12 protein-coding genes and 3 tRNA genes are annotated in these 12766 nt (G+C 34.1%); 9 read left to right on the forward strand and 6 right to left on the reverse strand.

The window, feature by feature from the left end; all coding sequences use genetic code 11:
• The first annotated feature begins 122 nt into the window (after positions 1-122).
• A tRNA-Leu gene (locus ACN1CN_RS09400) sits at positions 123-202 on the forward strand.
• Here ACN1CN_RS09400 and ACN1CN_RS09405 read toward each other — a convergent pair.
• The 3 genes from ACN1CN_RS09405 to ACN1CN_RS09415 form a co-directional block, all read right to left on the reverse strand.
• Positions 156-1757, reverse strand: coding sequence for a recombinase family protein (locus ACN1CN_RS09405; protein WP_419135641.1), 1602 nt, complete (start codon positions 1755-1757; stop codon positions 156-158). The two genes, ACN1CN_RS09400 and ACN1CN_RS09405, sit on opposite strands and share 47 nt — an antisense overlap.
• A 537-nt stretch (positions 1758-2294) precedes the next feature.
• Complete coding sequence (locus ACN1CN_RS09410) at positions 2295-2972, reverse strand: recombinase family protein (protein WP_419135453.1); 678 nt, start codon at positions 2970-2972, stop codon at positions 2295-2297.
• Positions 2973-3126: 154 nt separating this feature from the next.
• Positions 3127-3273, reverse strand: a complete 147-nt coding sequence (locus ACN1CN_RS09415; protein ID WP_419135454.1) for a hypothetical protein — start codon at positions 3271-3273, stop codon at positions 3127-3129.
• Between the two features lie 1159 nt (positions 3274-4432).
• Here ACN1CN_RS09415 and ACN1CN_RS09420 point away from each other — a divergent pair.
• The 4 genes from ACN1CN_RS09420 to ACN1CN_RS09435 all read left to right on the forward strand — a co-directional run bounded on the left by ACN1CN_RS09420 (position 4433) and on the right by ACN1CN_RS09435 (position 9023).
• Positions 4433-5335 carry a helix-turn-helix domain-containing protein gene (locus tag ACN1CN_RS09420; protein WP_155103979.1) on the forward strand — a complete coding sequence of 301 codons (903 nt, stop codon included), beginning with the start codon at positions 4433-4435 and terminating at the stop codon, positions 5333-5335.
• 249 nt (positions 5336-5584) lie between these two features.
• Complete coding sequence (gene dcm, locus ACN1CN_RS09425; RefSeq protein ID WP_347343900.1) at positions 5585-6859, forward strand: DNA (cytosine-5-)-methyltransferase; 1275 nt, start codon at positions 5585-5587, stop codon at positions 6857-6859.
• Positions 6846-8294 carry a MutH/Sau3AI family endonuclease gene (locus ACN1CN_RS09430; protein WP_419135455.1) on the forward strand — a complete coding sequence of 483 codons (1449 nt, stop codon included), beginning with the start codon at positions 6846-6848 and terminating at the stop codon, positions 8292-8294. The genes dcm and ACN1CN_RS09430 overlap by 14 nt, the downstream gene beginning before the upstream one ends.
• Before the next feature lie 198 nt (positions 8295-8492).
• Complete coding sequence (locus ACN1CN_RS09435; RefSeq protein WP_419135456.1) at positions 8493-9023, forward strand: SRPBCC family protein; 531 nt, start codon at positions 8493-8495, stop codon at positions 9021-9023.
• A 148-nt stretch (positions 9024-9171) separates the two neighbouring features.
• Here ACN1CN_RS09435 and ACN1CN_RS09440 read toward each other — a convergent pair.
• From ACN1CN_RS09440 to rseP, 3 genes are all read right to left on the reverse strand, one after another.
• A tRNA-Asn gene (locus ACN1CN_RS09440) sits at positions 9172-9245 on the reverse strand.
• A gap of 36 nt (positions 9246-9281) precedes the next feature.
• A tRNA-Asn gene (locus ACN1CN_RS09445) sits at positions 9282-9355 on the reverse strand.
• 86 nt (positions 9356-9441) lie between these two features.
• The gene (gene rseP, locus ACN1CN_RS09450) at positions 9442-10782 is read right to left on the reverse strand and encodes an RIP metalloprotease RseP (RefSeq protein ID WP_291286453.1); all 1341 of its coding nucleotides are present in this window, start codon (positions 10780-10782) and stop codon (positions 9442-9444) included.
• A 383-nt stretch (positions 10783-11165) separates the two neighbouring features.
• On the opposite strand from rseP, the gene ACN1CN_RS09455 reads away from it, so the two are divergent.
• The 4 genes from ACN1CN_RS09455 to ACN1CN_RS09470 all read left to right on the forward strand — a co-directional run bounded on the left by ACN1CN_RS09455 (position 11166) and on the right by ACN1CN_RS09470 (position 12763).
• The gene (locus ACN1CN_RS09455; protein WP_264525926.1) at positions 11166-11411 is read left to right on the forward strand and encodes a hypothetical protein; all 246 of its coding nucleotides are present in this window, start codon (positions 11166-11168) and stop codon (positions 11409-11411) included.
• A gap of 117 nt (positions 11412-11528) precedes the next feature.
• Positions 11529-11666, forward strand: coding sequence for a hypothetical protein (locus tag ACN1CN_RS09460; protein ID WP_419135457.1), 138 nt, complete (start codon positions 11529-11531; stop codon positions 11664-11666).
• A gap of 274 nt (positions 11667-11940) precedes the next feature.
• Complete coding sequence (locus tag ACN1CN_RS09465) at positions 11941-12147, forward strand: hypothetical protein (RefSeq protein ID WP_419135459.1); 207 nt, start codon at positions 11941-11943, stop codon at positions 12145-12147.
• Positions 12148-12292: 145 nt separating this feature from the next.
• Positions 12293-12763: a hypothetical protein gene (locus ACN1CN_RS09470; protein ID WP_419135460.1), complete on the forward strand. Its 471-nt coding sequence runs from the start codon at positions 12293-12295 to the stop codon at positions 12761-12763.
• Positions 12764-12766 lie beyond the last annotated feature (3 nt).

Consider the following 12766-nt stretch of genomic DNA (forward strand, 5'->3'; position numbering starts at 1 on the left):
ATTTTTAATTTTATTTTTTACATTTGCACCGTGTTAAAGGAATAAGCACAGTTATGACATCATAATTCGCTTATTCTATTGCGTTGAAATAATCAAATTTTGATTGTTTTTTCGTCTGCTAAGCCCGGATGGCGGAATTGGTAGACGCGCTGGTCTCAAACACCTGTGGGAAACCGTGCCGGTTCGACTCCGGCTCCGGGTACATTAACGGTCAAACTGTTTTTTTTAACGGTTTGACCGTTTTTCATTTCCTCTAAACCCCCGCTAACTCTACTAAAAGTACTTAATACTTCATTCACATTAGTGGTTCGACAATCTTCATTACTGAAAATTAATTTTCCCGTAAATAAAGAACCCATCAATATTCTTTTGCATTCATAATCACTTTTTTCAAACACAATATCTAAACTTGTAAGAAGTTCCAAACCTGTACTTACATACTGCTTTATAGAATCACTATCCGCTTCTAAAACCTCAATTTCCATATTAATATCCCTTAGTTCAGTATTATATCTTTCAACTATACTCTTGTATCTATCAGCGGGCAATTCATTAGCAAGTCTCATATCATCAGCATTGTCTAGTTGATTTAGTAATGTCTGCTTACGCTCAATTCTGTTTTTTAGACGAATAGCTTTATTCCCGCTTATTTGCGCTTCAGAGTCTTTTAAAACTTGCGCAAATAAATCCTTAACATTTTCATTTATTTTAAGATTTCCCAACAGACCAGAAATCTTAGCGTGTGTTTTTACAGTTGAAACTCTTGTCTTGCATTGTTCACGACAATGATAATAACCATATTTTTTAGTTCGACCCTTCGACATGCTACCAGTGATTTGACGACCACAAACTTCACAAGTAAGAAAATCTCTCATTGGGAATTCAAAATTTTCATGACTAGGCTTTAAACCATGCCATCTTTTGCCACTAAATACTTGTTGTACCTTTTCAAAGGTTGCTATATCAATTAATTGTTCATGCACTCCATCCACAATTCTAGCTACTTCTTTCTTATATTCAGGAACTATAACTTTACCTGCATAAACGATATTTTTCAACATCTCAGTAAATGAACTTTTTCCTAATTTTAGCCCATCATTTACAAGTCTTTTTCTAGTAGTTTCAATCGATTCAATATCCATAGCTACTTCTTTAAAAGCTCTAGTAACAAAATGAGCATTGCCATTTGGAACCAGAAGAGACCTTTTTCCTTTAAAAACGCCTCTTTGATTTATTCTTCCTCCTCGATGACTATCATACCCATAAGGAGCCCTACTTGCATAATATCCCTCTACTTTAGCTTGATAAGTACCATCTTTTGTTCTGTTTGCTATTTTTCTACGTTCAGCTTCCCCAATCGACAAGTAAAAACTTAAAAGAATGATTTTGTCTGGATTATCTGGCTCTAACCATTGTTCAGCCGCATTGACTTCAACTCCCATATTTTCAAATTGAGAAATTACATTAAATGCTTCATGGATATTTCTAGAAAATCTATCCCATTTTGCAAATAGTATTTTATCTACTTCTCTTCTGTTACCTTTTACAAATGCTTGAAGCTTGTTCCATTCTGGACGCTTAAAGTTTTTTGCGGAATGGTCTTCTCTATAAATTGCTAACACTTTATAACCTCTTACAAGGCAAAATCTTTTTAAAGAGTCTTCTTGGTAATCTAAGCTAAAGCCATTAGCCTGCTCATCGGTGCTAACTCTCAAATAGAGTATAACATTTTCTCCGTCGTTATTTATTTTGTTCATTATTTTGATTTTTAATTATTTTATGGCACACCTCTGCCAATTTATATAGTGCATTTCGGATAATTTCTATTTCTGCATCCGTGTAGCTTATTCCTTTTTTATTTAATATTTTTTTGCATTCAGTTATACTTAACACTTAGTTTCTCAGTCGTCATTTTCCTATTTTTTAATTTGACGGTGGAATATTCTCGTTATTTTTGGTCACAGCAAGACCTCGTCCAAATCAATCTCATAAACTGGTTTGGATAAATTATTCGCATAATCCTTATTTCAAAGAAATAAGGATCACGACGAATTAGACAAGATGTTTGTCTAAAAAATTGTTTTTATTGTTTTTTTGCTGAAACCACTTTTTGGAATACAAAGTGGACTGGATATGATTATCGCCTAAACAGTAAAATACTGCCCTCATACGTTTCTGAGTAAATTTCTAAAAAAGAGCTGATTTAAGAGTCAGTTTATACCTTTTTAAGGAACTTATACAAAGTTACTACTTTATTCTAAGTGATGCCAACTATTTTTCCAACAAAAATTATATTAAGCTGATTTTAGTATTGTTCTATTGTATAATTGATGCACAGTTGGAGCAAGGAATTGATTTCCATAACGAGTCTTGAAATTTAGCTCGTTGAGGTATTTGGCTATCTCTCTATAACTCATACCTTTTTCTTTGCAACTTAAAATAACAGACTGTGCCTGTCTGTTCCTATCGTTGTTAATAGCATTTTCTTTGATTACTGCAAGTCCTTTGGTTCTTGCTTCATCATTAAGGTTCTTTGGATTCCCAAGCACAGAACCACCCTTCTTCAATTCGGCTAATGCGAGTTTTGTTCTGGAACTTATAAGCTTCGCTTCTTGTTCCGCCAGAGCGCTAAAAATATGGATTGTAAAATTATTAGCTGATGGCATGTCTACAGCCAAAAACTCAATACCTGCATCCATGAGAGAGCTTACAAAACTTACGTTCCTTGCTAATCTGTCTAATTTTGCAATAACCAAAACAGCATTTTCATTTTTAGCCAATTGAATTGCTTTATGGATTTCGATACGTTCACGCTTATTTGTTCCTGTTTCAATTTCAGTAAACTCATTAATAATGACACCATCTTGTGATTCTACATATTTTACGACTGAGCTTTTTTGAGCAGACAATCCCAAACCACTAATTCCCTGTTCTTTTCGGCTAACACGATAATAAGACACAAATTTTTTCATAGCTTCAATTTTTAATGTAATAAATCTTAGACGACCGTTTATGAATTATTACACTGCAATAGTCCAGGTTTTTTTTAAACTATCCTAGAAAAATCCTGGATTTCCTGGGCTCACGGATTCTTGGGTCGTTTCTGAGCACAAAAAAACGAGGTCTTTAGCCTCGTTCTTTGGATTGTATTAATCGTGAAAACTCTTCAAGTTCCTGCTCCGTGAAGTTTCCTGCTTTGAATGAAAGCGGGTATCTGACTTTTTGGGTCTTAAGTACTTGTTTTAGTTGGGATAGGGTTATTACTATTTTCATGTTCTCTTTAAGTATAAATATCTGCTAAAATTTTTTGCTCAGAAATTTTTTAGCGCAATTTACGGACATATCCGTCGCTACGTCTGGCAATGTGTACATTTTGGAAGAGTGACGGGGAGGTAACTAAGACTCTTAATCCTCGTTTTTACAGGGGTGAGGGGGGATTTCATGGTCACGCAGTCGTCTGTTGAGGTACATTGCTCCATTTCGTGACCCCTCGCTTTTACAGGAGCATCTGTAGCCCTATCAGAACGCAATACGGTACTTAAAGGTACATGAAATAGCTGATAAGGTTTGATTACTCTCTCTTCATTCCTCTATCATATATGTTACTTAATATCCTATAGAAAAATAAGAGCTTAATTTCAGTAATAGCAAGACTTGAGAGCATATTGCCTCCTATGGGGCTATGCGCAGTTTGCGCTATTGACCAGAGCTGGATTCTCTCTACGTTGAAGTGTGTTGCAGTTGGTCTTTCCTTTCGTTGGAATAGTATTGACAATCTTTACACCTAGGCTTGCTGTGCAACTGTGCCAGCCTTGCTAGTCTATCCTTTGTGTTTAACTGGTGCGTGGGGAGTTTCCTCCAGTAGATAATCTTTGCACTTAGCCTTTTCCTTTCGTTGAAGTTAGTTTGATAATCTTTGAGTTGGATGAATCGATTTGTGTTGGAGTATTGTCTTATCCTTTAACTTGTCTTTGTGGTCTTGATGACCACATAAGACATATCTTTCTTTGTCTCTCAGTTATCCGCTGTCTACTTCCGTCAGCAATAACTTATATAGTTAAGTACCGCAATATTACGGTATTTTGTTTTGCGGTATTGCTGATTTTAGTGGGTTTGTTACAATACCGTAGATGTGCGGTATTGTAAATTTTCTTGCCACTTACGATACCGCTACTTTGCGCTATCATTGATTGTTATGATGGTCATGGATGTCTTATCATAAATAACACTTCAACGACCCAACCTGTACCTACCAGTTTATTTCAATAAGTATTGACCTTATCAATGAGTATCATTATACTTGAATATAACTAGCGGAGTAAACCGCTTCAACTAAAATCCCTAGTGCTGGGATAAACAGGAGTCGACACCTGCCCAGCTCTTAGTCTAGGTCAAGGACTAAAATCATAACGCTAAGATAAAGCCCCACAAGATGGAAAAGAAAAAACCAACCCAAGAAAAAAAGTACAATAGAATAACATTTCATGTAAAAGAAAGACAAGCAGGAACTTTCAGCCTAGTATCAAACACAATCCTATATAATAAAAACCTAACTCATTTCGATAAGTTGCTACTTATTAGCATCCTAAGCGATGACGATACTTACATATTTAATGTTATGACGTATGCTAATCGATTTGGGTGTAGCGATGATACCATAGGTAAATCAATCAAAAGGCTTAAAAAGGCTGGGTATATCATGCAAACCCAAGTAGATAAACGCTTCAACATGTGGACATATAAAATAAGCGAATACGGAAACCTAAACCAACAATCCAAGCAAACGCCAGAATTGGAAGCCCCAGCGGTGGAAAACACATACGACCCATCCGAGCAAATATCATCAACGGAACACGTAAGCCAAACAATACATGATTCAACCCTAACGGTTGAATCTGATGTTAAACCACTAGTTTTAAAAGACTATGCTAATTTAATTTTTGATGAGATTGACAAATCAATTATGAACGACAAGGACGTTGATATTACAAATTGCATTGAGTATTTTAAGACTGCAATTGCTAATGGCACACTTAAAAGTGCCGACCAGCTAAACGTTGAAAATATAAATCTGATAATAGAAAGGTTTATCATCAATGAACCCGTACCAGTTGCACCATCAAGAATAACTGAAACGGAATGCATTAAGATAATTGAAAACAAAATGACAGGGGGAACTGTTAACCAACGCAAAGACACTCATAAGAAGGTATTGCAATGGTTTATTGATGCACAATACAACAAGACCCATGATGAAATTGAAGCCAAAACCTTTATAACACATCACATTAGCAAAACAGCAGGTCGAGAAATTGACCAAAAATATAATGACTAAGAATAACAATTCAATTAATATTGATACCGAGTGTACTTTAAAAAGGGTTGGGAATATTGATAATACCATTTTTAAATAGATAGGTTATATTGTTATGAAAAAAATATAATTTAATCTTTACGGATCGTGCGATGCACGATTCGAAAAGATTAATAGTATAAATAAAATTCAAAATTATTAATTCGTATAAATTGTTACTAATTGAATACTTTTGTGAATCGAATAAATTTTTTAAATAGATAAATGGTTATGAAGGTTAAAGTTGTGGAATTGTTTGCTGGTGTTGGTGGATTTAGACTTGGATTAGAGGGATGGAATGGTAAATCTGCATCTAGCTTATATAAACAAAAAGTAAACTCTTCATACGAAGTGGTGTGGAGTAATCAATGGGAGCCTTCAACTAAAATACAGCATGCTTCAATGGTTTATGAAAATAGATGGGGCAAATTAAATCATAGCAATGAAGATATTGCTTCTGTTGATGTGAGCAAGATACCAGACCATGATTTGCTAGTAGGAGGATTTCCATGCCAAGATTATTCGGTAGCAACAACTTTAAAAAATTCAAAAGGATTACTAGGAAAAAAAGGGGTTTTGTGGTGGTCAATTCATAAAATTCTAAATGAGAAGGAAATCAAACCAAAATACTTACTACTTGAAAATGTTGATAGGCTTGTAATTTCTCCATCCAGTCAAAGAGGAAGGGATTTTGCAATTATACTACAAAGTTTAAATGAATTGGGATATGCTGTTGAATGGAGAATAATTAATTCTGCCGAATACGGCATGCCACAAAGAAGAAGAAGAATTTTCATTTTAGCATACCACAATACTTCGGAAACTTTCAATCAAATGTTGGAATCGGATTCATTAGAATGGATTCTTGAAAAAGGAACAATAGCAGATTCTTTTCCTATTTCAATTGATAACAAAAAAAGTTATAACGTTTTTCAATTAGATAACGATATTGTCAATATATCTAATGAATTTAACAAAGGCGGGAAAAAAAGTTCTTTTGAGAATACTGGTATTATGATTAATGGACAGGTTACAACTGTAAAATCAGTACCTAGTTATGAGGATAAGTATGTTACCCTTAGAGATATTGTTTTATCAGATAGAGTTGAAGAAGATTACTATATTAATGAAGAAGAGCTTGAGAAATGGACTTATCTTAAAGGAGCAAAAAGTCATTCAAAAGTCAATGCTGAGGGCTTTGAATACAAATATAGTGAAGGTAGTATGAGTTTTCCTGACTCTTTAGACAAGCCTGCCAGAACAATAATAACAGGCGAAGGAGGTAAGTCGCCTTCTAGATTTAAGCATGTAATTAACACCGCAAATGGATATCGTAGGCTATTACCAATTGAACTAGAGAGATTAAATATGTTTCCCGACAATCATACGGAACTAGCTGGTGTTTTGCCGACCAAAAGAGCATTTTTTATGGGAAATGCTTTAGTTGTTGGAGTTATTGAAAAATTAGGCATATCACTACAAAAAAAGATAGATGGAAGATTTTGAAAGCGTTGACAATTTAAAGGAATTTTATAGAAATTTTGAAAATTGCACTTTAAGGGATTTACATGATTATGTTTCTGCCACATATCCCGAAATAATTCTTACACCCAACAAGGGAATTGCGGGTCAAGTACTAGAAGCAATTATAGGAAATGCTCCAAACTCTAATCCTCAAGCTGATGTTCGTGGTATTAATGTAGAATTGAAAGTTCTTCCTTTAAGAGAAATAAGTCAAAAGATTCAACCGAAGGAAAGGTCTAAAATTAAATCACTTAACTATAACACCATTACTAGTGAACAATGGACTACTTCTGAAGTAAGGAAGAAAATGGAAAAGATGCTTTTTCTTCTCTATGAACATCCAACTGGGAAGACATATCTTGACTGGGAAGAATTTATTTTTAAAGGAACTCTTCTTTACGAAATTGAGCATGAAAATGAAAATCTAGTCCAAGAAGATTGGGAACAAATTAAGCTGAAAGTTGTTGATGAAATTGCCGAAAGTATTTCTGAAGGAGATGGGAAAATTTTAGGAGCATGTACATCTGGAAGTGGCAAGTTAATTCCTTATGGGAAGGATAAACTAGCAAAAGCAAAACAAAGAAGCTATAGTTTAAAGCATAGCTACATGAAATTCTTTTATGAAGAAAAAACACAGAAGCAAAAATATGCATCATTAAATTTAGTAGCAGAAATTATTCCACAGGATTATGTTTTAAACAAACTTAATCATGAACTGCGAGGAAAAAATTTAGAAGCTGTAGTAAAGAAGTATAAAGTTGATTTTTCTCCTAAAGCAAAATCGTCTTTTCGTCTTTTAATCAACAGGGTACTAAATGTTGCTGACAACAAAAAAATACTTGAACTGGAAGAGAATGGTATCGAAATCAAAACAGTTCCTGTAGACCCAGAAAAAAAGCCTTGGGAAGCAATGTCTTTTCCAAAGTTTAGTTTAGTAGATTTAATTGTTGAGAAATGGGATATTGATGAAGATGAAGAAGAAGGAGAAGCCGTTTTTAAAAACATCATATCTAATGGGTTCATTTTCATTACAATCATCAAGGAGAAAGAAAAGTATCTTAAAGATGGCAAAATAAAAAAACGATACAAAGACTGGAAAACATGGACAATTGGAGAATCAGTTTACTGGAAAGCTTCTGATGCAGAATTATCCACTATCGAGAAGGAATGGAAAGAAGCTCAGGAAATTGTTAAAAACGGAGTTCAAGTAAAAACTGTTAAACATGGTTCTAAACAAAGACAAGAAAACAACCTCTTAAAATCTAGTAATACAGAAATCATACACATACGGCCTCATGCCCAAAATTCTAAACATATAGATTTGCCTTTCTATCAGTTTACTGGTAATAGAATCAGTATCTCATGGCAAAGTTTTTGGCTAAATAAGAGTTTTATTGAATCAAAAATCAATACTTAAATTGTGTTTTGGATTTGGTTAATTGATTAAAGGCATAAGATAATTTCTTCAAATCTTCAATAAAAAGGTTCGACAATTCAACCGTAAAGGGTACTTAAAGCCTCTTCTGAAAAGAAGGGGCTTTTTTTTTGTCTTTTTTTTAAATTTTGCCCGCAGTTTCAACTTTGTGCTATAGAATGGTTTTTGTTTTGGAAAGAAATGGTGGAGTGGAGATGTGAGTGGAATCTGGTTGATAAAGCTTTGTATTGCAGTGTGGTAAAACTTGTTAACTTTGAGTATAGGAACAATAATCAGTTGAAAATGGAAAAAATAGAGCATGTCAATTATATTAAGGCACCAATTTCGGAGGTTTATAAGGTGTTAACGACGCGGGAGGGGCTTGGTGCTGTCTGGACGGAAGAATTAGTTGTTAGACCGGAATTGGGTTTTGTTAATGAGTTTAATTTCGGGGACGAGGATGTCACGAAAATGAAGGTGGTCGAATTGGCTGAAAATAAAAGAGTGTTGTGGGAATGTATAGATTCGGACCCGGAATGGATTGGAACGGGTATTTCGTTTGATTTAAAAGAAAAGGACGGGGTAACGGCGGTTGTTTTAAAGCATTTTGGCTGGCGTGAGCTAACGGAATTCTATCAATGGTGCAATTACAACTGGGCGATGTTTCTTTTGAGTCTTAAGGGGTATTGTGAAGACGGGGAGGGGACTCCGTATCAAAAACGAAAGTTTTAGCTTTAGTGTTGTTTAAAAGACGGTTGGTGTGTTAGATTGTTGGGTATTTTGAAGAAAGGATGAGTAAGATCCGCGCATAGTCTGTGTGCTGGAATAAAATAAAGGGTAAAAAAAATACCACTTACGTTTGTAAGTGGTATTTAATAAGCTCCCCCTCTTGGGCTCGAACCAAGGACCCTCTGATTAACAGTCAGATGCTCTAACCAACTGAGCTAAGGAGGAATCACCTTAAAGGTAAATATGTTTGCTAAAAAGTTGCTCCCCCTCTTGGGCTCGAACCAAGGACCCTCTGATTAACAGTCAGATGCTCTAACCAACTGAGCTAAGGAGGAAGTTGCTGTTCTTTTTAGCGAGTGCAAATATAAGAGGTTTTTTAGTTTCTCAAAAATATTTTGACACTTTTTATTGATTTTTTTTTCTATTTCATAATTGCCTTATAAATGTCGTTCCCATTAGCAAATAAAAGCAGTGCTATAAGTAAAACGAAACCAACCATTTGGGCGTTTTCAAGGAATTTATCACTTGGTTTTCTACCACTAATTATTTCGTATAATAAAAACATTACATGACCACCATCAAGAGCCGGAATTGGTAATAAATTCATTACTCCAAGCATAATTGATAATAAAGCGGTGATCGACCAAAAGGTTTCCCAGCTCCAGCTGCTTGGAAAAATGTTAAAAATCGCTGCAAAACCACCTACTTGTTTGTAAGCTTTCGTTTCAGGATTAAAAATCATCTTAAGTTGTTTTCCATAACCTACCAACTGATCTTTACCTTTTGTAAGTCCAACCGGAATAGACTCAAAGAAAGAATAGTTTTTAGTGCTTACCTTATAGTATCCTAATTTTTCTAAAGATTCGATATTTAAACCTCCAACGCCAACACCCAGTTTTCCGGCTGCTGAAACTTTAACTGTAATCGGTACTTTCTTTAAATCACGTAAAACAACTGCAGGAATTGTTTTGCCTTTGTTGCTTTCTAAAATAGATTTTACCTGATCATAGTATCTTGCGTCCTGACCGTTTAGGCTAACAATTAAATCTTTTGCCTTTAAAGCAGTATTTCCGGATTCTTCTGTAACGTTTGCTACTGCAAAAGGGATTCTCATATTTACAAGAGGCGCCTTTTCCTGTTTTGACAATTGATCTACAAAATCAGTTGGCATTTTTATCGTTTGCTGTTGTCCGTTTCTTTCGATTAAGATTTCTTTCGCCATGATAATTTTCATGTTGATATCGTTGTCGAAGTTTTCGAGTTTTTGTCCGTCAACAGTCAGGAGTTTGTCCCCTGTTTTAAAACCCGCTTTTAACATTACCGGATTTTCAATTAAAACACCATCTTTCAGGTCGGCATTAGCGACATAGGTATCGCCATAAACAAATGCCATTCCGATATAAATAATAAAGGCCAGGATAAAGTTTACCGTAACACCACCCAACATGATGATTAAACGTTGCCATGCCGGTTTTGAACGAAATTCCCAAGGTTGTGGAGGAAGGGCCATTTGGTCCTTGTCCATACTTTCATCAATCATTCCGGAGATTTTTACATAACCACCTAATGGCAGCCATCCAATCCCGTATTCAGTTTCTCCAATTTTCTTTTTTAAGAGAGAATATTTAATATCAAAAAATAAGTAAAATTTTTCGACTCTTGTTTTAAACAATTTTGCAGGAATAAAATGCCCTAATTCGTGAAGAATAATAAGTAAAGATAAACTCAATAGAAATTGAGAGAGTTTGATAACTATATCCATTTTGTATTTTTAGTTCGTATTTAACGCACAAAAGTAACGTTTCTATTTTAATTTGATAGCGCAATATAATACATAAGGCTTTAAATGTTTGTTAATACTTCACTCTTATTTTTTTTAAGACAGCACTAAAGTCTTTTTCGTAAAAAGGCGAAGAAATTGCATTTCTTTTTCTCTTGCTTCATAAAAAAAGAACACACGCATGTAAAATAAGTCTTATTACGATAGTCTTATGGCTTATTGAGACAAGTGGTTGTGAAAATCTTTTCTAATTTTCCTACTTTATTGAGAATAGAACTTTTTTAAGAAGGATTCAATTCTGGACGATTTATGTTTCACCTATTTTATTAAGGCAGGCGATGAGTTTTATAAAGAAAATAGAGCGAATGAAAAGGATTCATCAGTTAATCTGTGAAGAAAAAACAGGTTCGCCGGCTGCTTTTGCAAAAAAAATGTTTCTAAGCAGAAGTCAGCTCTATAATGAACTGGAAATAATTAAAGGTTTTGATGCGCCTCTGAAGTATTGTAAAAAGAGAGAGAGCTTTTATTATGAAACTTCTTTTGAATTAGTAGTGCATTATTCTCTAAGTACCATTAAAAATGAAGAAAGGAAAGAAATTTTTGGAGGATAAGAGTTCCGTCCAATGTTATTAGACGGAACTCCGCTAAGTTTGTTGTAGTAAAATACTTATGAAAGAAATTGGCTTTGTTTGCTTTTTTCTTTTGCGATTAAACTAGAATAAACCAAAATGAGAAAGAAAATAGTAAAAGTCGAAAACTTGTTTTTAAGTACATTGATTATTTTTTATACCTGTTCGATATTCATGGTAGTGTTTTATTTTGTGAGGAAACTGATGGGGGATGCTTTACACTTTGTGGTACATTAAAAAAGTGAGGTTTAGTTTTCTATTTGGTATAGAGACACTCTAACCAAAGAAGGTTCTTTTTGCATTTTAATTTCTCCTCGTATTTGCATGAGCTACTACGCCTGTATTTTGGGCTCTAATTTTTAGAAAGTATACAGTACTTAAAGATTCCTGTCATAGGGATCAGCACTTTCGTTCAAGGTTGTCAGACGGAATTCTGATGATTTTGTTATGAATAAATAGTTGCTAGTAAATGATTTATAACGTATTAATGAACCTTTTAAAAATTAAAATTATGAATTTAGAAAAAATGAATTTAGTAGAGCTTAATGCTCAGGAGGTACAAGAAGTAGAAGGTGGAGGTCTTTTTACTTTTATTGCCCTTGGTTTATTAATAATAGGGGTTGGTCTTATTTCGAATCATAGTAGGAGAGTTAATGGCCCTGGTGGAAATGGACAGAATGAAACCGGGTATTACAAGCAAGATTTGCTTTTAGATTGAGCACAGGTACTTTAAATTATAATGCCCTGATCAGTCAGGGCATCATTAATATATTATGTTAGTGAAGTAATATCTAGATTGCAATTTAGCATTATTATTTCTTCAATAAATGGATACTAAAAAAGAACTTTAAAATCAAGTACAAATGAAATATTCCTTTTTAAATACAATCAAAACTATGGTGCTGTTTTCGGTACTATTTTTAACAGGTTCGTGTGCCTTAAAATCGATTCCTTCTGAATATAATTTTGTAAAAACGGATTTTAAGATTACAGATCTTAACAAGTTAGGAAATGGAAAGATTCTAATTTATAACGGAGCAGATTTTTTACATAAAGTCGATAATACGGCAAGATTAAATATATGGATAAATGATAGACCATTAGGACAGCTTCGGGGAAGTGAATATGTAGTGATTGATCTTAAGAATGGTGTGTATAAATTTAAAGTATTACATATTGATATGTTTAACATGAAAAGTACTCATGAAATAGAAATTGATGACAAAACAAAAGTCATTAGAGTAAAACCTACTCTTACATCTAATAAATTAACTATAACCAATGAATTGCCTAAGAATTTTGGCAAATTTAGTTATCCTAAAATAAGATCATGACGG

Source organism: Flavobacterium sp. T12S277 (genome assembly GCF_048514875.1).
Classification (GTDB): Bacteria; Bacteroidota; Bacteroidia; order Flavobacteriales; family Flavobacteriaceae; genus Flavobacterium.